The sequence below is a fragment of the Lentzea sp. NPDC092896 genome (assembly GCF_044754905.1).
Lineage (GTDB): Bacteria > Actinomycetota > Actinomycetes > Mycobacteriales > Pseudonocardiaceae > Lentzea.
In genome coordinates, this window is record NZ_JBIVPX010000005.1 from 268216 (window position 1) to 291450 (window position 23235).

Annotated in this window: 19 protein-coding genes; 8 read left to right on the top strand and 11 right to left on the bottom strand. The window is 69.9% G+C overall.

Features of this window, described 5'->3' with window-relative positions:
* Positions 1–11: 11 nt before the first annotated feature.
* A complete protein-coding gene (cobN, locus tag ACIQF0_RS25865) occupies positions 12–3575 on the top strand; it encodes a cobaltochelatase subunit CobN (RefSeq protein ID WP_401033225.1) in 3564 nt (1187 codons plus the stop codon).
* Here cobN and ACIQF0_RS25870 read toward each other — a convergent pair.
* Positions 3536–4213: a helix-turn-helix transcriptional regulator gene (locus ACIQF0_RS25870; RefSeq protein WP_401033227.1), complete on the bottom strand. Its 678-nt coding sequence runs from the start codon at positions 4211–4213 to the stop codon at positions 3536–3538. The two genes, cobN and ACIQF0_RS25870, sit on opposite strands and share 40 nt — an antisense overlap.
* Before the next feature lie 55 nt (positions 4214–4268).
* On the opposite strand from ACIQF0_RS25870, the gene folE reads away from it, so the two are divergent.
* On the top strand, positions 4269–4817 hold the full coding sequence (gene folE / locus ACIQF0_RS25875) for a GTP cyclohydrolase I FolE (protein ID WP_401033228.1): 549 nt from the start codon (positions 4269–4271) through the stop codon (positions 4815–4817).
* Here folE and ACIQF0_RS25880 read toward each other — a convergent pair.
* Complete coding sequence (locus tag ACIQF0_RS25880; RefSeq protein ID WP_401033230.1) at positions 4805–5320, bottom strand: EF-hand domain-containing protein; 516 nt, start codon at positions 5318–5320, stop codon at positions 4805–4807. The genes folE and ACIQF0_RS25880 overlap by 13 nt on opposite strands.
* 56 nt (positions 5321–5376) lie before the next feature.
* On the bottom strand, positions 5377–7920 hold the full coding sequence (locus tag ACIQF0_RS25885) for an AAA family ATPase (RefSeq protein ID WP_401033232.1): 2544 nt from the start codon (positions 7918–7920) through the stop codon (positions 5377–5379).
* Between the two features lie 281 nt (positions 7921–8201).
* Here ACIQF0_RS25885 and ACIQF0_RS25890 point away from each other — a divergent pair, with 281 nt between their 5' ends.
* Positions 8202–10826: a LuxR C-terminal-related transcriptional regulator gene (locus ACIQF0_RS25890; protein ID WP_401033233.1), complete on the top strand. Its 2625-nt coding sequence runs from the start codon at positions 8202–8204 to the stop codon at positions 10824–10826.
* Here ACIQF0_RS25890 and ACIQF0_RS25895 read toward each other — a convergent pair.
* The 3 genes from ACIQF0_RS25895 to ACIQF0_RS25905 form a co-directional block, all read right to left on the bottom strand.
* The gene (locus ACIQF0_RS25895; protein WP_401033235.1) at positions 10780–11211 is read right to left on the bottom strand and encodes a lipopolysaccharide assembly LapA domain-containing protein; all 432 of its coding nucleotides are present in this window, start codon (positions 11209–11211) and stop codon (positions 10780–10782) included. The two genes, ACIQF0_RS25890 and ACIQF0_RS25895, sit on opposite strands and share 47 nt — an antisense overlap.
* Positions 11212–11251: 40 nt before the next feature.
* Positions 11252–11605 (bottom strand): DUF742 domain-containing protein, encoded by a 354-nt coding sequence (locus ACIQF0_RS25900; RefSeq protein ID WP_319978961.1) that lies wholly within the window; start codon positions 11603–11605, stop codon positions 11252–11254.
* A 216-nt stretch (positions 11606–11821) separates the two neighbouring features.
* A complete protein-coding gene (locus ACIQF0_RS25905; protein WP_401033238.1) occupies positions 11822–12745 on the bottom strand; it encodes an anti-sigma factor RsbA family regulatory protein in 924 nt (307 codons plus the stop codon).
* Between the two features lie 102 nt (positions 12746–12847).
* On the opposite strand from ACIQF0_RS25905, the gene ACIQF0_RS25910 reads away from it, so the two are divergent.
* Positions 12848–13669, top strand: coding sequence for a MerR family transcriptional regulator (locus tag ACIQF0_RS25910; RefSeq protein WP_401033240.1), 822 nt, complete (start codon positions 12848–12850; stop codon positions 13667–13669).
* A gap of 16 nt (positions 13670–13685) precedes the next feature.
* Here the strand turns inward: ACIQF0_RS25910 and ACIQF0_RS25915 are convergent, their stop codons facing one another.
* Genes ACIQF0_RS25915 through ACIQF0_RS25930 form a run of 4 tightly spaced genes read right to left on the bottom strand, consistent with a single transcriptional unit; the run spans position 13686 to position 16697 of the window.
* On the bottom strand, positions 13686–14321 hold the full coding sequence (locus ACIQF0_RS25915) for a GTP pyrophosphokinase family protein (RefSeq protein WP_319978964.1): 636 nt from the start codon (positions 14319–14321) through the stop codon (positions 13686–13688).
* A 23-nt stretch (positions 14322–14344) separates the two neighbouring features.
* Positions 14345–15316 (bottom strand): D-cysteine desulfhydrase family protein, encoded by a 972-nt coding sequence (locus ACIQF0_RS25920; protein ID WP_401033242.1) that lies wholly within the window; start codon positions 15314–15316, stop codon positions 14345–14347.
* Complete coding sequence (locus ACIQF0_RS25925; RefSeq protein ID WP_401033244.1) at positions 15307–16167, bottom strand: cobalamin-binding protein; 861 nt, start codon at positions 16165–16167, stop codon at positions 15307–15309. Before ACIQF0_RS25925 ends, ACIQF0_RS25920 begins: the two co-directional genes overlap by 10 nt.
* The gene (locus ACIQF0_RS25930) at positions 16167–16697 is read right to left on the bottom strand and encodes an NUDIX domain-containing protein (protein WP_401033246.1); all 531 of its coding nucleotides are present in this window, start codon (positions 16695–16697) and stop codon (positions 16167–16169) included. Before ACIQF0_RS25930 ends, ACIQF0_RS25925 begins: the two co-directional genes overlap by 1 nt.
* 178 nt (positions 16698–16875) lie before the next feature.
* Here ACIQF0_RS25930 and ACIQF0_RS25935 point away from each other — a divergent pair, with 178 nt between their 5' ends.
* Positions 16876–17226: a hypothetical protein gene (locus ACIQF0_RS25935; RefSeq protein ID WP_401033247.1), complete on the top strand. Its 351-nt coding sequence runs from the start codon at positions 16876–16878 to the stop codon at positions 17224–17226.
* Positions 17227–17295: 69 nt separating this feature from the next.
* On the top strand, positions 17296–18297 hold the full coding sequence (locus ACIQF0_RS25940; protein ID WP_401033248.1) for a hypothetical protein: 1002 nt from the start codon (positions 17296–17298) through the stop codon (positions 18295–18297).
* On the opposite strand, the gene ACIQF0_RS25945 is transcribed toward ACIQF0_RS25940, so the two are convergent.
* Positions 18287–19630 carry an IucA/IucC family protein gene (locus ACIQF0_RS25945; protein ID WP_401033249.1) on the bottom strand — a complete coding sequence of 448 codons (1344 nt, stop codon included), beginning with the start codon at positions 19628–19630 and terminating at the stop codon, positions 18287–18289. The two genes, ACIQF0_RS25940 and ACIQF0_RS25945, sit on opposite strands and share 11 nt — an antisense overlap.
* A gap of 22 nt (positions 19631–19652) precedes the next feature.
* On the opposite strand from ACIQF0_RS25945, the gene ACIQF0_RS25950 reads away from it, so the two are divergent.
* On the top strand, positions 19653–21092 hold the full coding sequence (locus tag ACIQF0_RS25950) for an IucA/IucC family protein (protein WP_401033251.1): 1440 nt from the start codon (positions 19653–19655) through the stop codon (positions 21090–21092).
* Positions 21093–21138: 46 nt separating this feature from the next.
* Positions 21139–23226, top strand: a complete 2088-nt coding sequence (locus ACIQF0_RS25955) for a glycoside hydrolase family 2 protein (RefSeq protein ID WP_401033253.1) — start codon at positions 21139–21141, stop codon at positions 23224–23226.
* Positions 23227–23235: the final 9 nt, after the last annotated feature.

Here is a 23235-nt window from a genome sequence, read left to right on the forward strand (position 1 = left end):
ATGGAGCCTGCGTGATCCTGCTGCTGTCGACCTCCGACACCGACCTGCTGTCGGCGCGTGCGAGCGGTGCCGAGTACCGGCTCGGCAACCCCGCGCGACTCACCGTCGACGACCTGCCCGCGCTCGTCGACGGCGTGGACCTGGTCCTCGTGCGCATCCTCGGCGGCCGTCGGATGTGGGAGGAAGGTCTCGACTGGCTGCTGGCCGGTGGGCTGCCCGTGGTGGTGCTCGGCGGTGAGATGCAGCCCGACGCGGCGCTGATGGAGCTGTCGACGGTGCCCGGTGGCGTGTGCGCCGAGGCGCACCTCTACCTCGCGCACGGCGGTCCGGCGAACCTCACCGAGCTGCACAAGTTCCTGTCGGACACCGTGCTGCTGACCGGCCACGGCTTCGAGGCCCCCGCCGCCACTCCCACCTGGGGTGTGCTGGAGCGCGAGGGAACGCCAGAGGGTCCGACGGTCGCGGTGCTCTACTACCGCGCGCACCACGTGGCCGGGAACACGGCCTTCGTGCACGCCCTGTGCGACGCCATCGAGGCCAAGGGCGGCAAGCCCCTGCCGGTCTTCTGCTCCTCGCTGCGCACCGCCGAACCCGAGCTGCTCGACACGCTGCGCCAGGCCGACGCGCTCGTCGTGACGGTGCTCGCGGCGGGTGGCACGAACCCCGCGAAGGCATCGGCGGGTGGCGACGACGACGCGTGGGACGTCGGCGCGCTGGCCGCGCTCGACGTGCCGATCCTGCAGGGGTTGTGCCTCACGTCGAGCCGCGACTCGTGGGACGAGAACGACGACGGACTGTCTCCTTTGGACACCGCGACCCAGGTCGCGATCCCCGAGTTCGACGGCCGGATCATCACGGTTCCGTTCTCCTTCAAGGAGATCGACGAGGACGGGCTGACCGTCTACGTGGCCGACCCGGAACGGGCGCTGCGCGTCGCGGGCATCGCGGTCCGGCACGGCCGCCTCCGGCACATCCCGGTGGCCGAGCGCAGGATCGCGGTGATGCTGTCGGCGTACCCGACCAAGCACTCCCGCATCGGCAACGCGGTCGGCCTGGACACGCCGGCGTCGACCGTGCGGCTGCTGAAGGCCATGCAGGAGCACGGTTACGACATCGGCGACGCGCTGCCGGGCGTGCAGGAGCTGGACGGCGACGCGTTGATCCACGCGTTGATCGCGGCCGGTGGCCAGGACGCGGACTGGCTGACGCAGGAGCAGTTCGAGAGCAACCCGGTGCGCATCGCCGCGGCGGACTACCGGGAGTTCTACGAGACGCTGCCCGAGGACTTCCGCGAGTCGATGCAGGAGCACTGGGGCGAGGCCCCGGGCACGCTCTTCGTCGACCACAGCAAGTCCAAGGACGGCGAGATCGTGCTGGCCGCGTTGCGGTCCAACAACGTCGTCGTGATCGTGCAGCCGCCGCGCGGGTTCGGCGAGAACCCCATCGCGATCTACCACGACCCGGATCTGCCGCCGTCGCACCACTACCTCGCGGCGTACCGGTGGATCGAGTCGAACTTCGGCGCGGACGCGGTCGTGCACGTCGGCAAGCACGGCAACCTGGAGTGGTTGCCCGGCAAGACCGTCGGCATGTCGGCGTCCTGCGGCACGGACGCGGCCCTCGGCGACCTGCCGCTGGTGTACCCGTTCCTCGTCAACGACCCCGGCGAGGGCACGCAGGCCAAGCGGCGCGCGCACGCCACGCTGGTCGACCACCTCGTCCCGCCGATGGCCCGCGCCGACAGCTACGGCGACATCGCGCGGCTGGAGCAGTTGCTCGACGAGTACGGCAACATCTCCGCGATGGACCCGGCGAAGGTGCCGGCGATCCGCGCGCAGATCTGGACGCTGATCCAGGCCGCCAAGCTCGACCACGACCTCGGCCTGGAGGACCGGCCGCACGACGCGGAGTTCGACGAGTTCATCCTGCACGTCGACGGCTGGCTGTGCGAGGTCAAGGACGTCCAGATCCGCGACGGCCTGCACGTCCTCGGCGAGGCGCCGACCGGCAGCGTTCGCGTCAACCTCGTGCTCGCCATGTTGCAGGCACGGCAGATGTGGGGCGGTCAGGTCGCCGCGCTGCCCGGCCTGCGCGAGGCGCTCGGCCTCACGACCACGGGTCGCGAAGACGTCGACGCGATCGAGGAGATCGCGCGCGGACTCGTTCAGGCGATGGAGGACGCGGGCTGGGACCGGGAAGTGGCCAAGACCCTGCACGAGTCCGAGGACGTGCGGAAGATCCTGGAGTTCGCGGCGGTCGAGGTCGTGCCTCGTCTGGCGCGCACCACGGACGAGATGACGAACGTCCTGCACGCGCTGGACGGCGGCTACGTCCCGGCCGGCCCGTCGGGTTCTCCGTTGCGCGGCCTGGTGAACGTGCTGCCGACCGGCCGCAACTTCTACTCGGTCGACCCGAAGGCCATCCCGTCGCGACTCGCGTGGGAGACCGGCCAGGCGATGGCCGACTCGCTGCTCGCCCGCTACCGCGAGGAGAACGACGGCGAGTGGCCGCCCTCGGTCGGCCTGTCGGTCTGGGGCACCTCCGCGATGCGCACCGCCGGTGACGACATCGCCGAGGTGTTCTCGCTGCTGGGCGTGCGGCCGGTGTGGGACGACCAGTCGCGTCGCGTCACCGGTCTCGAGGTCATCTCGCTGGAGGAACTGGAGAGGCCGCGCGTCGACGTCACGATCCGCATCTCCGGCTTCTTCCGGGACGCCTTCCCGCACGTCGTGTCCATGTTGGACGATGCAGTGCAGCTGGTGGCCGCGCTGGACGAGCCCGCGGAGCAGAACTTCGTGCGGGCGCACATGCTCAAGGACCTGGAAGAGCACGGCGACCAGCGCAGGGCCACGTTGCGCGTCTTCGGTTCCAAGCCGGGCGCGTACGGCGCGGGCGTGCTGCCGTTGATCGACAGCCGCAACTGGCGCGACTCGTCCGACATCGCCGAGGTCTACGCGGTCTGGGGTGGTTACGCGTACGGGCGTGGTGTGGACGGCGTGGCGGCGCGCGCGGACATGGAGTCGGCGTACCGGCGGATCGCGGTGGCGGCCAAGAACATCGACACCCGCGAGCACGACATCGCCGACTCGGACGACTACTTCCAGTACCACGGCGGCATGGTCACGATGGTGAAGGCGTTGACGGGCAAGGCACCCGCCGCGTACGTCGGGGACAGCACGCGCCCGGAGGCGGTCCGCACGCGCACGTTGACGGAGGAGACCTCACGGATCTTCCGCGCCCGCGTGGTGAACCCGCGCTGGATCGGGGCGATGCGCAACCACGGCTACAAGGGCGCGTTCGAGCTGCAGGCGACGGTCGAGTACCTGTTCGGCTACGACGCCACGACCGGTGTCGTAGCGGACTGGATGTACGAGAAGCTCACCGAGTCGTACGTGCTCGACCCTGAGACCCGGAAGTTCCTGCAGACCAGCAACCCCTGGGCGTTGCACGGCATCGCCGAGCGGCTGCTGGAGGCGGCCGAGCGCAAGATGTGGGAGCACCCGGAGGAGTCCACTTTGGACGCGCTGCGGGCGGCCTACCTCGAGACCGAGGGCGACCTGGAAGACGGCGTCTGAACGACCCGTACGCAGCAGTGACCTGGTGACGGATCGAGGCGGGCGGACACGCCGTTCGCCTTGATCCCGTCCAGCAGGCCGTTGATCAGGCACAGGGTCATGCCGCACACCAGTTGCGCGTGCCGCTGCGCCAGGCTGTGGAACGGGCAGTTGCCCAGCAGGATCTCCTCGCCCTCGGAGCGGGGCTCGAAACCGAAGTCTCCCAACGCTCTCGGCAGATCGCCCGAGGCGGTGGAGGCCAGGTTCGCGCCCCACTCGTAGGCGCGGCGGTTCAGGATCTCGCGCGGTGGCTCGCCGGTGCTCTCCGCCTCCATCAACGCGTCCGTCACCAGGTGGCTCGCGGCCTCGTAGCGGCGGTCGGGCAGTGACACCTCGATCTGCTGCTCGGAGCGCTGGTAGAGCTTCGCCGGACGGCCCGCGCCAGGTCCGCTGCGGCCGGTTCGGCGCTGGTGCACCACTGTGAGCAAGCCCATCTCGACCAGCTTGTCGAGGTGGAACGCGGCCGTCGTGCGAGGGAGTTCGACGGCCTGCGCGGCCTCGTCCTTGCTGATGGGCGCGGTGTGGTGCACGACGAAGTCGTAGAGCCTGCGGCGGTTCGGCTCGTCGAGGGCCGCGACGGCGGCGACGGGGTCGGCCATCTCTAAAACCTACTCTTGTTGACTAAATTCGGCGAACGGATCTACCGTGGCGAACATGGACGTCGAGGCGGCGCAGCGAGCGGTCACGGACCTGCTCAAGGCACTGGGCAAGGACCCGTACTCGGTGCACCTGGCCGACACCCCGCGCCGCGTGGCCGAGGCCTACGAGGAGATGCTGACCCCGCGCGCCTTCACCATGACGACGTTCCCGAACGACGAGGGCTACGACGAACTCGTGCTGGCGCGCAGCATCCCCGTGCAGTCGTTGTGCGAGCACCACATGCTGCCGTTCCACGGCGTCGCGCACGTCGGATACCTGCCGGGGGAACGGATCCTGGGCCTGTCGAAGCTCGCGCGGGTGGTGGAGATGTTCGCCCGCGACCTGCAGGTGCAGGAACGGCTCACCAAGCAGGTCGCCGACTGGCTGCAGGAACACCTGCAGCCCAAGGGGGTCGGCGTCGTGATCGAAGCAGAGCACATGTGCATGTCGCTGCGAGGCGTGCGGGTCAGCGGATCCCGCACGGTCACCTCGGCGTTGCAGGGCGTGCTGCGCGAGAACGCCGCGTCACGCCAGGAGTTCTTCTCCCTCGTTCAGGCTGCCTGAACAGGTCCGAACACGTAGGAGCCGGCGGCGTCCGCGTTGTCGCCCGCCCAGAACTCAGCCCACAGCGTGGCGAACTCGGCCCGCGAGAGCCTGCCGTCACCGTCGAGGTCCAGGACGGAGAAGTCGGTCGTGCCCTCGTGTCCGAGCCAGGCCTCGATCATCACCCGGTACTCGTCCTCGGACACGTAGTCGTCGCCGTCCGCGTCCACCGCACCGAACATCGCGTCCGCGGTGCCGAGCACCGGTTCGATGTTCGTGGGCAGCACGTCCACGACGTTCAGCACGTCGTCCAGCGTCACCCTGGCCGCGCCGCCCGCTGCCGACTGCAGGGTCGTCCACCAGCCGAGCATCACCTGGGACAGCAGTTTCTCGTCGCTGCCGCGCAGCCCGGCCCAGCGCGCGGCGAGAAGCCGGAAGTCCTCCTCGGTCAGATAGCCGTCACCGGTGACGTCCATCGCGCCGAACACCAGGTGCACCTTGCTGCGCTGAAATTCGCTCGCCATGCGCAGGACCATAGGCCGAATGCCGCAACGGGAACCATCGGCCGAACGGGTCCGAACTAGTCCACGAACAGAGCATCGGCCAGCTGCAAACGGCCGGACACCCCGAGCTTCCGGTAGATCCCCGAGAGCACGCCCTCGACGCCGCCGACGGGCATGAGCAGCGTGGACGCGATCTCGTCATCCGAACGGCCGCGTGCCGCCAGTTCCGCCACCTGGTGCTCCGTCGGGGTGAGCGCGGTCGGCCCGGTCTGCCGCATCCGCCGAGGTCCGGCGCTCGTCGCCACCAGTTCGGAGTAGGCACGCGCGGCCATCGCCGAGGATCCGCACTTCTGCGCCAGGTCCATCGCGTCACGCAGGCAGGTGCGCGCGAACGCCGTGTCGCCCTGACGGCGCACCACGACGCCGAGGTCGACCAACGCGCGCGCCAGCTCCAGGCGGGCGGGGGAGCCGCGCAGCACCCGTACGGCCTCTTCCAGCAACGTCCGCCCGGCCGCGCCCGCCGTCACCCGGCCGGCCGCGCGCAACGCCATGCCCAACGCCCTGGGCGCGCCCCAGTCGCGGGCCAGCGTGACCTCTTCCACGGCCAGTTCGCGGGCTCGTTCGCCGTCGCCCATCGCCGCTGACGCCAACGCCGCACCGGAACGCCACGCCAGCGCCGCCGGGTTGCGGTACGGCCACGCCGCGCAGTGCCGTCCGGCGGCCAGAAACGCTTCCAGGGCCTCGTGATCGTCGCCTCGCGCGGTCAGCATCCGTCCGCGCACGGTCAGCACACCGCCGTACGACCACACGCGCCGCGCCTCGTCCGTCGAGGCCTCGGCGATGACCACGGCGGCCTCGTCCAGGCGGCCCTCCTCGAGCAGGATGTCGGCGAGCAACGCGGCGTGCCACGTGGACACCGCGTGCCAGCGCCGGTCCTGGCGCAGGTGGTCGGCCGCGACCTCCAGGTCCGCGCGGGCCGAGACGAGATCTCCCTTGCGGCGCTGGACGTTCGCGCGCATCACGTTCGTCAGCGCCCGCAACGCGGGAGCCTGCGCGCGGTCGACCTCGTCCAGCACGGCCAGCGCCTCGTCCAGCGAGTCGGCCAGGTTCAGCGTCATCGCGGACGCCAGCGACGACAGCACGCCCGAGGCGGACACGAGCGGAACCGCTTCCGCGGCACTGATGTCCCCGACCATCACGTGGTGCAGCACACCTGCGGGCGTGTCGAGCGGCACCGACGACGGCACGGCCTCCTGCCACACCAGCCCGTGCACGGCCAGATGCGCCTGTGCCAGTGGAGAACCGGCCAGAACCGCGGCGATCTCGGCCGGGTTGCTCTCGGCGTGCAGCGCGTACGACAGGGCCACCGCGGACTCGACATCGTCCACATCGGACTGAAATGCCTCGCGCAGCCGCGCCGTCGCGCCGGGCAGGTCGCCGACCAGCTCGGCGATTCCCAGCAGCCGCAACGCCCGTGACGGGTTCGCCACCGGTTCGCGCAACGCCCGCCACAGCAACCGCGCGGCACCGGACGTGTCGCCCTGGTTCACCGCCTCCTGTGCGGCCCGGTCGAGCACCTCGCCCGCCCACGGCTCCAGGCCGGGCGAGGTCTCCAGCAGATGGTCGGCGACGGCCCGGTCCGAAGCGCCATGGGTGCGCAACGACCGTGCGGCCCGAAGGTGCAACGCGGCCCGCGCACCGGCCGGCATGTCGTCGAGGACCGCGGGCCCGGCCACGCCGAGCAACTCGACCGTCCGGACCGCCTCGGCAAGCTCGACGGGACTGAGCCGGGTCAGCTCGGCCAGCACGCCGGGATGCGGTGAGGAACCCAGGGCCGCAAGGCAATGAGCCGTGGCCACCACGGCGGCCGGACGGCGGCGCAACCGGGCGGTCATGATCTCGCCGGCCACCTCCGCGCCGCGGTGGGAGACCCGCCACGCGGCTTCGGCGGTCGGTGGCACCCGGTCCTCGGCCAACGCCCTGAGCAGACGCGTCACCGTCAACGGGTTCCCGCCGGTCGCCGCCACGCAGGCGGTCACGAACTCGGGCGCCGCCTCACCCAACGCCGACGTGACCAGCACACCGATCTCGGCCGGCGTCAGGTTGTCCAGCGTGACCCGTTGGCACGCAGCCATGATCTCGCCGTAAGAAGGATCGTCACACCGCTCGCCCATGCCCACAGCCAGCACGAGCGCGATGGGCAGCCGTTGCACCCTCAACGCCAGATACGCCAGCCAGCGCAGAGAAGCGGTATCGGCCCAGTGCGCGTCGTCCACGACGATGAGCAGGTCACCGCGACAAGCCAGTGCGGCGGCCAGTCGGTAGACACCGTGCAACAGAGGGAAATCGACGGTCACGGCTGTGAGCTGCAACGCACTCATCGCCTCTGCGGGCACGAGATCCGGGTCGACCAGGTCGAAGAGCTGTGCCACGACCCCGAACGGCAGGTCGCCTTCCAGCGCACTGCCCCGCGCTCGCACGACCTGCCCCGGCCAGCGCGCGGCGAGGTCGTCCAGCGCCGCCGTCTTGCCCGTGCCGGGTGCGCCTTCCACCACCGTGGTCGTCCCCGGCGCCACCTGATCGCTGATTCCGGCGCACCACACTTTCAGCCGGTTTTCCAAGATCTCTCCACAATCCGCCGCTGAAAGTATCAGCGGAATTGATGTTAGGAGAAAGCGCTCCACTTGCCCAGGTAAAGGTTCCTGCGCCAAGGGCGTCTCAACAGGAGGGCTGCACGTATGATCCCGCGGGCAACTACTCGAATGGGTAGCGGCAGCGTGGCGGCGGCCTCACCCGCTGATCCCAACGGCCTAGGAGAGGCGCTTCGGGGCTGGTCGTGGTGCGGGTCGTTGTGGTATTGCAGCGAGTGTTCTCCGCCGCCGCGGAGCGAAAGGAAAAATGGGTGTCGGGGAATCGGGACGGGGTGTTTCGCGGCCGTGAGGGAGAACGGGAGCTCCTGAGCGGTGTGCTGAACGCGGGCACCGGTGTGGTGCTGATCGAGGGGGAGGCGGGCACCGGGAAGACGCGGTTGCTGGCCGAGATCGCCGCCGTCGCCGCCGGCCGCGGGTTCGAGGTGGCCACCGCCCAGGACGAGCTCGATCAGCCGTTCCTGCTGGCCCGCCTGGCCGACCGCCGCCCGGACGGGCCTGCCGTCGTCGTGCTGGACGATCTCCACCTGGCCGAGCCGGGAACCCTGGCCGCTCTGCGCGCACTGTTACCCGCCTCCACGCACGAGAAGGTGGTCTGGCTGCTCGCCCGGCGCCGCGGCGAGGGCGCGGACCGCCTGTTCGCCGCCGCGGCACAACGCGGAGCGACCCGGATCACGCTGAGTCCGTTGGCGGACAACGTGGTCGAGGAACTCGTGACCGACCTGACCGGCGGCATCCCCGACCACGACCTGAAAGCGCTTGCCTCGCTCGCCCAGGGCAATCCCGCCGCACTGGCCGGGCTCTTCGAGGCTCTCCGGCAGGACGACCAGGTCGTGGTCACCGCCGAGCACGCCTCGATCAGGACCGATCGTTCGCCGCACGCCACCGAGGCGTTGCTGCGCGACCGCGTGAGTGCGTTGAGCGGCAAGGCGAGGCACCTCCTGCAGGTCGCGTCGGTGCTCGGGCCGCGCTTCGAACCCGGTGACGTCGCGGAGATGCTGGCGTCGAGCACCGCGATCCTGTTGCCCGCGCTGGACGAGGTCATCGGCGCGGGCGTCGTGACGTCGCTGGACGAGCGGCTGGCGTTCCGCCACGAGCTGCTCTGGCGGCTGGTCGCCGACTCCGTGCCCCTGCCCGTGCGGCGCGCGCTGCACCGCGAGGCCGGCGAGATGCTGCTGGCGCGCGGGGATTCCGCCGTCCTCGCCGCGCGGCACCTGCTGCACGGCGCCCAGCGCGGCGACGCCCGGTCGATCGACGGACTCGTCGCGGCGGCGAAAGCCGTGCTGTGGAACGCTCCCGAGGCCGCCGCCGAACTCGCGGTGCGCGCTTTGGAACTGACCGACCAAGCGTCTGCTTCGCTGGTCCACCGCACGGTCATGGCGGTGCGGGCGCTCACCGCGGCCGGCAAGCTCACCGCCGCGCAGGCACTCGCGCGGGAAGCCCTGTCCCGGCACGTGTCCCCGGAACCGGCAGCCAAACTCCGGCACTGCGTGGCCACGACGTCGTTGCTGGGCGCCCGGCACGCCGAGTCGCTGGAGATCTCCGAGGCGTTGCTGCGCGAACCCGACCTGGCCCCGGAACTCGTGCCGTGGGTGGAGATCACCCGGCTGATGGCGTTGCTCGGCCACGACCGGCGCCGCGCGGAGGAACTCGCCGAGGAAGTCGTGCGCGGCCACCAGGGCGCGCCGGACGACGTGCTGGCTACGGCCCTGGCCGTGCTCGCGGCCATCGCGCGCGACACCGGACGACCCGGCGCCGCGCTCGAACTCGCCCGCGAGGCCGCGCGGTCGAGCACCTCCCACGACCTCAGCGCCTACCCGCAACTGCTGCTCGCGACGTTGCTCGCGGGGCTGCGGGAGTTCGCCGACGCCGAGAACGTGGTGCGGCGGGTGCGCAGCGGGCCGTCCGCGGTGGTGACCAGGGAGGTCATGACCGCGGTCGTGCAGGCGCGGATCCTGTTGCAGGCGGGGCGGATCGAGGAGGCCTCCGTCGAGGCGCGCGCCGCGCTGACGGTGGCCGAGGAGACCGGGCACGAGTCGGTGGTGGCGCCCGCGCTGGCGGTGCTGGCGATGGTCGCGATCCACACCGGCGACCTGCCCGCGGCGATCGAGCACGTCGAGCGCTACCGCGAGCAGGTTCCCGCCGACGAGATCCTCTTCTCCCGCGCCTACTACCAGTGGGCGGACGTGCTCGTCACCCACGTCGGTTCCGGGCTCGAGAAGGCGCTGGCACTGCTCACCGACGAGTACCCGGGCCTGGTGTCGTCGGGACTCTTCGCGGAGGAACCCCGCGCCGCCGGGTGGTTCGTGCGCCGGGCACTGGAGGCGGGGGACGAACGGCTGGCGAAGGCCGTCGTGGACCGCGCGGAACGGCTGGCCGAGGAACACCCCGCGTTCGGCGCCGTCACCGCGGCCGCGGTGCACGCGCGCGGCCTGTTCGACGCCGACGCGAAGTTGCTGGAACTCGCCGTGCAGCAGCACCGCGACCTGTGGGCGCGGGCCAACGCGGCCGAGGACCTCGGCGTGCTGCTGACCGGCACGCCGGACCGGGCGGACTCGGTGAAGTCGCTGGAGACCGCGCTCGGCCTGTACCGGGAGATCGGCGCGTCACGGGACAGCGCGCGGGTCCTGGGCCGGTTGCGCAAGCTCGGCAGGCGCCGCAGGGCCGCTCCGGCACGCCCTGCCTCCGGATGGTCCAGTCTGGACGACACCGAACGGGCCATCGCCAACCTGGTGGCCAAGGGTCAGACGAACCGGCAGATCTCCACGCAGCTGTTCATGTCGCCGCACACGGTGAACTTCCACCTGCGCAAGATCTTCCGCAAGCTGGAGATCAGCTCTCGCGTCGAGCTGGTGATGAGGTCGCGGGACGACCAGTAGGCGCGGCGGTCCGCTTGGCCTGCCGGCGCAGCTGCAGGATGCGGGCCGCACCGACCACGGCGACCAGCAGCGCGCCGCCGATCGCGCCGAACAGCAGGGCCACGCCGAGGGGGAGGCTGAACTCGCCCCACAGGAAGTGGATCGTGGCGTTGCCGCCGTTCTGCAGGATGAAGATCAGCAGGAAGATCAGCACGACGATCGCCACCAGCACGGCGACCCAGGTACCGCTGATCCGGGTGGGCCGCATCTTCTTCGGTGCGACCGAGGCCGGTGCGGCCGATGTCGGTGCGGCCGGCGTCGGGGCGACCGGCGCCGGAGCGGCCGGGATGGGTTCGGTGATCGGCGTCTTCTGGGACTCGTCGCTCGGGTTCGCCACGATCCACATTATCGGCGCCCGAGCGTGGTCCCGCGCGTTGGCGAACGGCCTACAACTTGCGCAACCCCGACAGCACGCGTTCGAGCAACGCGACGTTCGGCTGGGCGGCCGGTTCGTGCACCGCGACCAGGTTGAGGGTGATCAGGTCGCTCAGCAGCACCCGCGTGACGCCGAGCGGGATCTTCATGAGCGCCGAGATCTCGGCGACCGACCGCGGCTGCAGGCACAGGCGCATCATCGCGGCCTGGTCGTTGGTGGCGCGGTAGAGCCGGTCCTCGTCGGTGGAGAGCAGCGTCTCCAGACGCAGGTCGTGGCGGGCCGTCGTGCGGCCGCCGGTGCGGGCGTAGGGACGGATGAGCGAGCTGTCCCTAGCGGGGGCGTGGGTCGGTTCTTGCTCTTGCACAGGCCACTCCGGTGGCGGTTCCGGTGGGCGTTGGCGCAACGGTTGCTGACGGGGCAGTTGTTGCGTCTCCGCGCCAGTGAAGTCTTCGCTTCCGTCGGCGCGTAGCCGTCTACGGGTCGCGGGCGACCCGAAACGCGCCCCCGTGTAACCGATTGCCGTCGCTTCCTCGTCGTGCACGTGCTCAAGCTATAACGAAGTGGCCCAAATGTATGTGGATCACGTTGCCTTTTTGTCACCCAGATCGAATCTGACTTGGATTGCAGTGCCCGACGACGTCGTTTGGGTGCGCACGAGGTCCGCCAAACGGTTGACGAGCAACAGACCGCGACCGCCTGGTTCGTTTGCGTGAACAGGCGTTCGGCCAGCCAGAACATCGGTGATGTGACCGTTGTCGTTGACTTGGCAAACAATACTTTTCGGTTCGGCCCAGACGCGGACCGTGCTCTCGCCCCCGCCGTGCCGCACGCTGTTCGTCGCGAGCTCGGTGACCGCGAGCGCGAAGTCGTCGACACGATCATGGGACAGGCCGAGCTTGACGGCCTGCTCACGGGCGAACGCCCGCACCGCCGCCATCGCCCCGGCGCCGACGGACGTGCTCACCGCGTCGGACGGGATCGGCAACGGCATCGAGTGGGCGGCGACGACCACCCGCGCGGGGTGGAAGTGGTCGCTGGGACGGTGGCCGCTCGCGTCGATCACGACCGGGTGGGTCTTCTCGGCGTCGGCCAGGATGTCGTGGTTGAGGGTGGTGATGCTGTAGGGGCACAGGATGCTCAGGTCGCGGCCGCTGAACGCGTAGTTGATCAGCGCCTCGTGCAGCGCGCACGCCGGGTACTCGACGTCGGTGCGCAGGTCCCACACCGGCTCGCTGATGATGCGGACGGCACCGCGGTGCCGATCGGCGAACGCGCGGAGCTCGGGGATGATCCGGCCGGGGTTGCGGCCGGTGTCCGCCATGTCGATGAACGTCACGAGGTGGGCGAACCCGCTCAGCGCCTCTTTGAGCAGCTCCAGGTTCGTGCTGGGCACCGCCACGGCGACCGGTTCGGCGCTCGCGAGGCCTTCCATGACGAACGGGACGGTCCCGTCGATGTAGGAGTCCTCATCGGAGTAGAACAGCGCCGGATGTGCGAACGTCATGTGCCACCTCTCGTCAACGTCCCAGGATGTCCACCCGGCGCGTTGCTCAAACCCATCATTTCTTGACCCTCACACCGTGTCAGCCCCTACACAGGAGCAGTCATGTTCACCATCGGAGACTTCGCCCATCTGGGGCGTGTGTCGGTGCGGATGCTGCGCCATTACGACGCGGTCGGCCTGCTCCTGCCGGCCCGCGTCGACCCGGCCACCGGCTACCGCTTCTACACCGCCGCCCAGCTGCAACGACTCAACCGCCTGGTCGCGTTGAAGGACCTCGGTCTGACGCTCGACCAGGTGCGCGTGGTGCTCGACGAAAAGCTTTCCGTCGAGCAGTTGCACGGCATGCTTTCGTTGCGGCGCGCCGAGCTGCGGCAGCAGATCCTCGCGGACGAGTCGCGGCTGCGGCGGGTCGAGGCACGTCTCCGTGCCATTGAAAGGGAAGGCACCATGCCGACCGACGAGATCGTTGTGAAGCCCGTTCCCGCCGTCCGGGTCGCCCGGCTGACCGCGACCGCCGCCTCGTACGGGCCGGAGGACATCGGGCCGGTCATCCAGCCGCTGTACCCGCAGCTGATGGAACGCCTGGGACGGGCGGGGGTCGCGCCGTCCGGCTACGGGATCGCCACCTACGAGCCCGCCGAGGGCGACCAGGTCGTCGTGCACGCCGGCGTGACCGTGGCCGTCGAGGCGTCGCCCGCCTACGAGTTCGAGGTCGTCGACCTGCCCGCGCTGGCCGAGGCGGCGACCGTCGTGCACCGCGGCACCATGGACGACGTCGACTCGACGTACCAGGCCGTGGCGGCGTGGATCGAGGCCAACGGGTACAAGCAGAACGGGTTCGCCCGCGAGGTGTACCTGAACTACGGCGAGGGCGACCCGGCCGACTGGGTGACCGAGCTCCAGCTGGAGATCAGCAAGCCGTAGGAGGGGCGATCGCGGCTCAGTGGTCGTCCTGGTGGATGCGTCGATGGAGCGACTCCATCCGGTCGTCCAGCTGCGCCGCGATCATCGCCGTCGACATCAGCTCGCCCACGAAGTCCGCGGGCGGGCTGTCGTCGTACTTGTAGAACAGCTTGTGCTCCAGCGTGGCCCAGAAGTCCATCGCGATGGTCCGCAGCTGCACCTCGACCTTCACGTGCTCGACCCGGTCCGACAGGAACACCGGGATCCGCACGATCAGGTGCAGGCTGCGGTAGCCGTTCGGCTTCGGCGTGGCGATGTAGTCCTTGGTGCGCAGGATCTCCACGTCGTGCTGGCGCGCGAGCATCGCCTTGACCCGGTAGACGTCCGAGACGAACGGGCAGACCACCCGCACGCCCGCGATGTCGTCGAGCCAGTCGCCGATCGCGTCGAGGTCGAGCGGGAAGCCCTTGCGCCGCAGCTTCTCCAGGATGCCTTCGGGCTTCTTCACGCGGTTGGTGATGTGCTCGATCGGGTCGTGCTGGTGGACCGAGTCGAACTCCTCGCTGAGGATGCGGAGCTTGGTCATGAGCTCCTCGATCGCGAACTTGTAGACGAGCAAACGTCGTTCGAGGTCGCGCAGCAGGCTCAGGTCGTCGGCCAGGTCGGTCACCACACCAGAGTACTGATCACTCCCGATCAGAACTGGGCCACGGCCTCCGGCGCGTACCCGTAGAAGCCGGGAAGACCACCCGTGTGGAGGAACACGACCGGGACGTCGCTGTGCGGGGCGATCTCGCGGAACTTCACCGCGGCCTTGCCGGTGTAGACCGGGTCGAGGATCACGCCCTCCGTCTGCGCGAACAGCTTCAGCACGCTCCACATCTCCGGCGTCGGCACGCCGTAACCAGGCCCGATGGTGTCGTCGGTGACAGTGACGTGGGTGAGCTTCGGGGCGGGCTGCCCGAGGAGGGCGGCGGCGTCGGTGGCGAGGTTCCGCAGGTCCCTCTCGGCATCGGCCGCGGTGTGCGAGACGCTCGCGGCGTGGACGGTGCCGGGCCAGCCGAGCAGTTCGGTGCCGAGCGCGATCCCCGCCGCCGTGGCACCGCTGCCGTCCGGGACGACGATGGTGGCGTTGTCGATGCCGCGCTCGTTCAGCTGTCCCACGAGTTCGACGGCGGCCGCGACGTAGCCGAGCGCGCCCAGCCCGTTCGACCCGCCCACGGGCAGCGTGACGGCCTTGTCGTGGTTGATCTTCTCGTACGCGCTGACGGTCTCGTCGGCGTCCGCGCAGACGTGCACGTTCGCGCCGAACATGTGGTCCAGGACGACGTTGCCGGACCGCTCGTACGCGTCGCCCTTCATCGGCACCTTGGCCGTGAGCACGAGTTCGCACTTCAGGCCGAGCTTCGCGCACGCCGCCGCCGTCTGCCGGCCGTGGTTGGTCTGCAGCGCGCCGAACGTGATGATCGTGTCCGCGCCCTCCTCGATCGCCTGGCCCAGCAGGAACTCGAGTTTGCGCAGCTTGTTGCCGCCCGCGCCGAGGCCGTTGACGTCGTCGCGCTTGATCAGGACCGGCGGGCCGCCGAGCTCGGTCGCGAGCCTCGGGGCGTCCTCCAGCGGGGTCGGCCAGGTGCCCAGGGAGACTCGGGGGAACGCGCTCAGGTCCATGGTTCGAGCTTAACGGCCTCGGTTCTGGAGGGCTTCTGGCCGATTCCGTGCAGGACGTGGGCGAGGACCTCGATGCCGCGCACCACGCGCGGGCCCGGCCGGTTGAAGTACGACGGTCCATCCAGGACCCACGTCTGCGGCAGCGGCTGGTCCGGGAGTTCCCGGAGCGTCCGTTCGATCGGGAAGCCGCAGGGCATCAGGAGAGCGATGTCCGGCTTGGCGTCGTGGACGGTCTGCCAGGTGATCGGCCTGGTGTGCTCGCCCTTCTCCGCGATGAGCGGGATTCCGCCCGCTGCCGCGATCTGCTCGGGAACCCAGTGGCCGGCGGGCCAGACCGGGTCGAGCCACTCGATGGCGGCCACTCGCGGGTGGGGGAGATTCCTGGTCTGTCGCTCGACGTTCTCGATGCGGCTTCTGAGCGCGGCGATCCTGTCCGTGCTGTCGACGCCGAGGACGTCGCCCACGGTCCTCAGGCAGCCCAGCACCTCGTCCAAAGTGGAGGGTTCGAGGCTCAGGACTTTCGGGCCCACGTCCATCATCCGTACCGTGTCGGTGACCTTGCGGTACGAGATCGCGCAGACGTCGCAGAGGTCCTGGGTGAGGATCACGTCCGGTTCGAGGTCGTTCAGCAGGTCCGCGTCGAGCCCGTACAGCGACGACCCCTGGTGGACGGTCGAGTTGATCTCCCTGCTGCTCAGGGCGTTCTGGTCGATCCCGGTGCTCGTGACGACGGGGACGCCCTCGACCTCGGCCGGCCAGTCGCACTCGTGGGTCCGTCCCACCAGGTGCTCGACGAGCCCCAGTTCGGCGACGACGTCGGTGGCCGCGGGCAGCAGCGAGACGATCCGCATCAGACCTCCCGGCCGAACTCGGCGTACCGCGTGGAACCGCTCTCCAGGGCGGCTAGAGCGAGGGTGAGCCGCCGGTGCAGCGACGGGTAGACGCGGTCCCGCGCCTCGTCCAGCGTCAGGTACAGCACGCCTTCCAGCTCGGGGTCGCACGCCACCGCGTCGTCCACCACACCACCGTCGAACACGAACTGGTGGCAGTCGCGCCAGACCCCGTTGCGCGGTGTCCAGTCGACCACCAGCAACGTCCCGAGCGTCAGCGTCAGCCCGAGCTCTTCACGGATCTCCCGCAGCGCCGCCGCCTTCGGGGACTCGTCGTCCTCGGTCATTCCGCCGGGGATGTCCAGCACCGCCTTGTACGTCGGCACGACGAACAGCACGCGTCCGGTGGAATCACGGATCAGCGCGCCGCCCGCGCACGTCTTGGTGGGGCGCCGTGACGCCACTCCCGGCACGTACTCCAGTTCGGCCGGACCCTCGTCCAGAACATCGGCGGCGAATGAGGCGGGATCTCCCGCGTGCAGTGCGGACACCGGTTGATGATCACACCACCGGGTGAATCGCGCACCCGTTGTGCAGCGGTTTCGCACCTGCCGGCCGATGTCCGGAAAATGACGGTCTGCAACCAAACGACCGAGGAGTACGCTTGGGCCTGTAACTCCGTGCGATCAATCGCCGATGTCCACGGCAACATCGGTGGAGGTGACGCCAATGGGGGCAACCGGTGCCGCCAAGCGCAGACGCGAGAGCAGTTCGGCCCCGTGGTCGGTGGTCGGACTGACCGTGGTGTTCGTCGTGGTGGCTCAGGTCCAGTTCGCCATCGCGGTCGCGGAGAAGGTCCTGTGGCCTGCCGCGCTCGGGGTGTTGTTGCTGGTCGCGGCGGTCGTGTTCGTGAAGACGGCGCGCAGGCTGCGGTGGGAGGACGAGGACCTGTACGAGGCACCGCCCGAGGTGGCCCAGCCGCTTCCGGCCGCGCACTACGAGAGTCACGTCGACGCCGACGGAAGCCTGGCACGCGCGGTCGGCGAAGTCGTCCACGCGTCCCGGCGCTGGAGGGCCTGACGGCCTCATGACGCGGAGACCGGGCCACAGGTGGTCCGGTCATTTCGCCGTGTCGTCGAGAATGGCGCCATGCCGACGTCTGCCGAGTGGCTCGAGGTACGTGCTCACCTGCTCGAACACCGCCACGCGCTGGCCCTGAAGGCGGTCTCGGAGTATCCGGACGTGCCCAGGGTCGCCGGGACGCCGCTGCTCACGTCGCCGGGCTGGACGCCGGCCGCGCCGATCCCGCTGGCCGATCTCTCACTGGAACTGGGGACCTCGCCGGCGTTGCCCGTGCTGCCCAGGTCGGCGGTCCCGGACGGGTTCGGGAGCTACGCGGAGGCGATGGCCGCGCTCGCTTCGCCGACGGTGTTCCAGAACCGCGAGACCTACCGGCTGCTCGGCTTCACCGGACGGCATCTGACGTTCGGGATCGGCACCTACTTCGACGGCATCGACGTCGGCGAGGCCTGCGCGCACGAGTACGCGGGCCAGGTCGGCGGGCTGCCGTTGCGTGCGGCGGTCGGTGATCCGTGCGATCCCCGGCGTCGTCCGGTCAACGTCGCCATCAGCACGCTGACCCTGCGCCACGACGAGGCGTCCGGGGAGGCGACGTTCTTCCTGCACTGGCGCGACCCGAAGCGCGTCGGGCACGCCGGCGGCATGTTCCAGGTGCTGCCGGTCGGCGTGTTCCAGGGCTCGTCCGAGGACGACTTCTCGTTGTGGCACTGCATGATCCGCGAGTTCGCCGAGGAGATGCTGGGGGCTGAGGAGATCCACGCGGTCGACTACGCGGCCTGGCCGTTCGCGCGGCGGCTGACGGAGGCCGCTCGGGTGTTCTACCTGGGCATGGGCGTGGATCCGCTGACGTTCGCCACCGACATGCTGACGGTCGCGGTGATCGAGGCGGGGGAGTTCGACGGGTTGTTCGGCGATCTGGTGTCGCACAACGAGGAGGGCGAGGTTCTGTGCGGGTTGCCGTTCACCGCCGAGAACGTCGAGCGCTTCGTGCACCACGAACCCACGCAGGCGGCCGGTGCCGCGCTGTTGTCACTGGCGTGGCAGCACCGTTCGGCGTTGCTCAGCGCTTGAACGGGTTGGGCAGGTAGGCCCAGGCCGTCGTCTTCGGGTCGAGTCGCATCAGCGTGAGCGGCTTGGCCGGTAGCGGGTCGTTCAGCAACGCGTGCCGGTCCGGGGTGTCCGGGAGTGACTTCGCCACCACGTCCCACAGGTCGGCGTCCGGTGCGTCGAGCGTGCCGATCAACCCGGTCAGCGCGGTCGCGAAGAACGTCGCGAACGTCTTGGCGCGCAAGGCTTCCGGGCTCGCGTGCAGGCGTGTCGGCAGGCCGGGGCGCTGGCTGACGCGGATGTCGGCCAGGTCGCGGTAGAGCACCCGGCTCGGTCGGCCGTTCACCAGGCCCACCACCAGGTTCTGCTCGTGCGCCTCCAATGCCACGCCACGGGCGAGCAACGTCATCAACGGCGGCACGGTCAGTTCGGCGAACTCCGCGAGCCACTCGATCGGGTCGGGGATGCGCCAGGTGCTCAGCGCGGCCAGGGGCAGCAGGGTTTCGCCCTCGTGTGGAACGGGTTTGTCGCGCAGGATCACGCCCAGCCGGCGGTCCGGTTCGCCGTCGGTCAGCACCGCCGCCGACGCCCGGTTGTGCTGCAGTTCGATGCCCTCGACGGTCTCGCTCAGGAAGTCGGAGACCGTCGTGGCGGTCGCGATCGAGCCGCCGGAGATGTCTCGCACGGCCGAGGTGATCTGGGCGCTCAGCGTCGTCTTGACGTGCCAGGAACCGGTCGAGAGGGTGCGCAGCGCCATCAGCGGGCTCGCGTCCAGGGTGCCGTCGGTGGGCACGTTCAGCCGGTCCGCCTGCCACGGGTGCACGGGGAGGAGGATCCGCTCGCCGTCGCGAAGTTCGTCGGGCCAGTCGCCGAACACCACGTGACTCGGCGCCGAGTGCAGCCGGAGCCGGACGACCGGGCGGTGCTCCGGGCCGTACGCGAGGTGGTCCCTGGCGGTGAACCCGGTGCGGTTGCGGCAGCACGGGTGCAGCGGATGGCCGTCGACGACGCTCTGCTCGTGCTCCTCCAGCGACCTGCTCAGGAACGGGGTCGTGAGCGGGCTCGTCGTCCGGGACAGGGCCAGTCCGGCGACGCTGTGGGCGACCTCCGTGATCAGGCTCTCAGCGCCGGGCCAGCGCAGTGCGGTGAGGAGGTCGACCGGGTGGAGGTAGTCGGCGGGATCCACGCTGACCTGCGGCAACGGCTCGATCGCGAACGCTCGGCGCAGGCGCGCGAGGATGGCCGCACGGGCTCCCGGCAGCGCCGCGGCGAACCTTTCGGCGCGTCTTTCGTCCAGCGCTGCGGCGAACTCGGACTCGACCGGTGTCTGCGTCAGAATGATCTGATCCTGACACATCGCGACAGGGAAGCGGACACCGGTGGACGCCAGCACTGACCCCGACGCCGTCACCACGACGGCCCTGCTGAACTGCCTGCGCCGCGAGGTGGGGGAGTGGGCGAACGGCACGATCCGCCTGCCCCGCACCGACGTTCTGCTCCGGGTGCGGGAGGGGCGCTGGCTCTCGGATCCCGAGGTGTTCACCGGATCGTGGCAGCCGTTGTCGTGGCACGAACTCGCCGTGCTCATCACCAAGGAGCTCGGCGACCCGCCGGTCGGCTTCCTGGACGAGATCGCGGGCTCGCGGTCGGCCATCGCCGCCGTCCTCGACGCCCGCGCCGCGCCGCCCGCCGACCTCTACCAGCGGTCCGAGCAGGCGTTGATCGCCGGCCACCGCTACCACCCCGCGCCGAAGGGCCGCGGTGGCCTGCCCGCGTCGGAGTGGCTGCCGTACTCGCCCGAGGTGCACGCGAGCTTTTCGCTGGCGCACCTGGAAGGCGAGTTCGTCGACGACGGCGAGGTGCCGCTGCCCGCCGGTGTGCTGCCCGCGCATCCGTGGCAACTCTCCTTGCTGGGCCTCACGGGTGCCGTGGCGGAGCACGAGGTGTGGCCGACGTCGTCGGTGCGCACGGTCTACGACCCGGCCGCCGACCTGTTCTACAAGTTCAGCCTCGACGTGCAGATCACCAACGACGTGCGCCGGTTGTGGGAGCACGACCTGCGCTGGATCCCGCCGCTCGCACGGTTGCTGAGACCGGTGTTCGCGGACATCGCCGCGGACTTCCCCGGCGCGGCCTTCCTGATCGACCGCGGCTACCGGACCTCGCCGGACTCCTTCGAGGGACTGGCGGTCGTCGTGCGCGACGGTGTCCGGCAGCACGTTCTTCCCGGCGTGACCCCGTTGCTGGCGGCCGGGATCAGCGAGGGCTTCGACGGCAACCCGTTGGACGGACTGGATTCCGAGAGTGCGTTGCGCTGGTTCCGCCAGTACGTCTCGGTCGTCGTTCCCCCGGTGCTGCACGCGTTCTTCGCGCACGGCATCGTGATGGAGTGCCATCTGCAGAACGTCTTGGTGGGCGTGGACGCCACGGGCACACCGGTGCAGGCGATCTACCGCGACCCCGAGGGCATGCGGCTGCTGCCCCGGCACGCCGATCTGCTGTCCTCAATGGACGGACTGGACGGGGCGCGGGGAGTCTCCGAGGCCAAGGGCTGGGAGCGGCTGCGGTACTGCCTGATCGTCAACCACCTGATCGAGATCGCCGGCGCGGTGCTGGTCCGGCATCCCGGTCTGGACGTGTGGGCCGAGGCACGGTCTGTTTTCGTTGCGTATGCAAGAGATCACGGATGTGAACAGGTCATGTCGTTGCTGGAGAACCGGTTCGTGCCCGCGAAGGCGAACCTGCTGCTGCGCTGGACGCGCGCGGAGGGTGCGGCGAGCCGGTACGTCGACTGCCCGAACCCGTTGTACCGGAACTAGCTCCTTTCGTTGACACCGTTTTCATCGCGCCCATACGTTCAGGGACATGACACGTCTGCCGGCGCTGCTCCTGCCGCTGCTTCTGCTCTCGGCGATGTTCGTCGGCACGCCGGCGGCTTCGGCTTACGTGCCACCGGTGACACGCGCGCAGGTGAGCCTCGACGCGGGCTGGCGGTTCCTGCGCGCCGACGCCGCGGGGGCCGAGGCGACCGGTTTCAACGACTCGTCGTGGTCGCAGGTCAGCGTCCCGCACACGTGGAACGCTGCCGACGGTCAGGACGGCGGGTCGAACTACTACCGGGGAATCGGCTGGTACCGCAAGCACTTCACGCCGTCGACGACGCTGGCCGGCCGCCGGTTGTGGCTGCGGTTCGACGGCGTGAACCAGGTCGCGGACGTGTGGGTCAACGGCGTCAAGCTGGGGCAGCACCGCGGCGGCTTCGCCGGGTTCCGGTTCGACGCGACCGCCGCGCTGAAACTGGGGCAGGACAACGTGATCGCGGTCAAGGCGGACAACGCCGCGAAGGCCGACATCGCCCCGATCTCCGCGGACTTCACGTTCTTCGGCGGCATCTACCGCGGTGTCTCGCTGACCGCGCTGGACCTGCTCGCCGCGCGCATGGGCGACTCCGGCGGCCCCGGTGTCTATCTGCGGCAACGCTCTCTGAGTGACGCGTCCGCGAGCGTCGAGGTGACCACGAAGGCCTGGAACAACCGCACTTCCGCGGCACGGGTCAAGATCCGCACGGTCGTCGCCGACCACGCCGGTGTCATCGCCGGCGAGACGACGTCCGCGACCCGTTCGGTCAACGCCGCCACCGGGTTCGACACCGTGCAGACGGTCGCTATCGCTCGCCCGCACCGGTGGAACGGCAAGGCGGACCCGTACCTCTACCGCGCGAGCGTGGAGATCATCGACGCCGACACGAACGTGGTGAAGGACGTCGTCACCGAACCGCTCGGTCTGCGCACCACGGCCGTCGACGCCAACACCGGGTTCTCGTTGAACGGCAAGGCTTTGCGCCTCAACGGTGTGAACGCCCACCAGGACCGGCTGAACGCGGGCTGGGCCGTGACGGCAGAGAACCACCGCCAGGACTTCGACCTGATGGACGAGATGGGCGTCAACGCGTTGCGCACCGCCCACTACCAGCAGGCTGAGCAGGTCTACGACCTCGCCGACGAGCGCGGTTACGTGGTGTGGACGGAGATCCCGCTGGTCAACGAGATCACCGACAGCGCGGCGTTCCGCGCGAACGCCCAGCAGCAGCTGCTGGAGATGATCCGGCAGAACTTCAACCACCCGTCTATCGCGTTCTGGGGCATCGGCAACGAGCAGAAGACCAGCAACACCGCCACCAACAACCTGCTGCGCGACCTGGCCGCCGCCGTCCAGGCCGAGGACTCCGGCAGGCACTCCACCTACGCGTCGCACATCGGCGACCTCGACCCGGTGTCGGGACACGCGGAACTGGCCGCCTACAACAAGTACTTCGGCTGGTACGACACCAGCAGCACCGGCCCCGGTGGCTGGGCCGACCGCCTGCACGCCCGCGACCCGGCCCGCAAGATCGCGCTGAGCGAGTACGGCGCCGGCGGCAGCGTCGCGCAGCACGAGGAGAACCCGCGCCCGCCCGTGACGACCTCGCGCTGGCACCCGGAGGAGTACCAGACCCTCGTGCACGAGAACCACTGGGCGGACATCAAGACGCGCTCCTACCTGTGGGGCACGTTCGTCTGGAACATGTTCGACTTCGCCGTCGACAGCCGCTCCGAGGGCGACACGCTGGGTCGCAACGACAAGGGCCTGGTCACCTACGACCGCGCCACCCGAAAAGACTCGTTCTACCTGTACAAGGCGAACTGGACGAACACCCCGTTCGTGCACCTGAACAGCGCCCGCTGGACCCAGCGCACGGCTGCCGCCACCACCGTTCGCGCCTACGGCACGACGGACAACGTGCAGCTCACGGTGAACGGCGTGGCCGTCGGCGCCCCGAAGCCGCCCGCCGCCGACCACACCTACACCTGGCCGATCACCCTGCGGCCGGGCGCCAACACGGTGACGATCACCGGCACGCGCGACGGACGGACTTACACCGACACGGCAACCTGGACGCTCGCCGGCGCGTGAACACTCCGG

Excerpts from the sequence above, each read along its gene's own strand:
- ACIQF0_RS25870 (WP_401033227.1), bottom strand. The coding sequence starts at position 4,213 with ATGGCCGACCCCGTCGCCGCCGTCGCGGCCCTCGACGAGCCGAACCGC.
- ACIQF0_RS25905 (WP_401033238.1), bottom strand. The coding sequence starts at position 12,745 with ATGACGTTCGCACATCCGGCGCTGTTCTACTCCGATGAGGACTCCTAC.
- ACIQF0_RS25940 (WP_401033248.1), top strand. The coding sequence starts at position 17,296 with ATGCCGACGTCTGCCGAGTGGCTCGAGGTACGTGCTCACCTGCTCGAA.
- ACIQF0_RS25925 (WP_401033244.1), bottom strand. The coding sequence starts at position 16,167 with ATGCGGATCGTCTCGCTGCTGCCCGCGGCCACCGACGTCGTCGCCGAA.
- ACIQF0_RS25955 (WP_401033253.1), top strand. The coding sequence starts at position 21,139 with ATGACACGTCTGCCGGCGCTGCTCCTGCCGCTGCTTCTGCTCTCGGCG.
- ACIQF0_RS25935 (WP_401033247.1), top strand. The coding sequence starts at position 16,876 with ATGGGGGCAACCGGTGCCGCCAAGCGCAGACGCGAGAGCAGTTCGGCC.
- ACIQF0_RS25910 (WP_401033240.1), top strand. The coding sequence starts at position 12,848 with ATGTTCACCATCGGAGACTTCGCCCATCTGGGGCGTGTGTCGGTGCGG.
- ACIQF0_RS25945 (WP_401033249.1), bottom strand. The coding sequence starts at position 19,630 with ATGTGTCAGGATCAGATCATTCTGACGCAGACACCGGTCGAGTCCGAG.
- folE (WP_401033228.1), top strand. The coding sequence starts at position 4,269 with ATGGACGTCGAGGCGGCGCAGCGAGCGGTCACGGACCTGCTCAAGGCA.
- ACIQF0_RS25895 (WP_401033235.1), bottom strand. The coding sequence starts at position 11,211 with ATGTGGATCGTGGCGAACCCGAGCGACGAGTCCCAGAAGACGCCGATC.
- ACIQF0_RS25920 (WP_401033242.1), bottom strand. The coding sequence starts at position 15,316 with ATGGACCTGAGCGCGTTCCCCCGAGTCTCCCTGGGCACCTGGCCGACC.
- ACIQF0_RS25880 (WP_401033230.1), bottom strand. The coding sequence starts at position 5,320 with ATGGCGAGCGAATTTCAGCGCAGCAAGGTGCACCTGGTGTTCGGCGCG.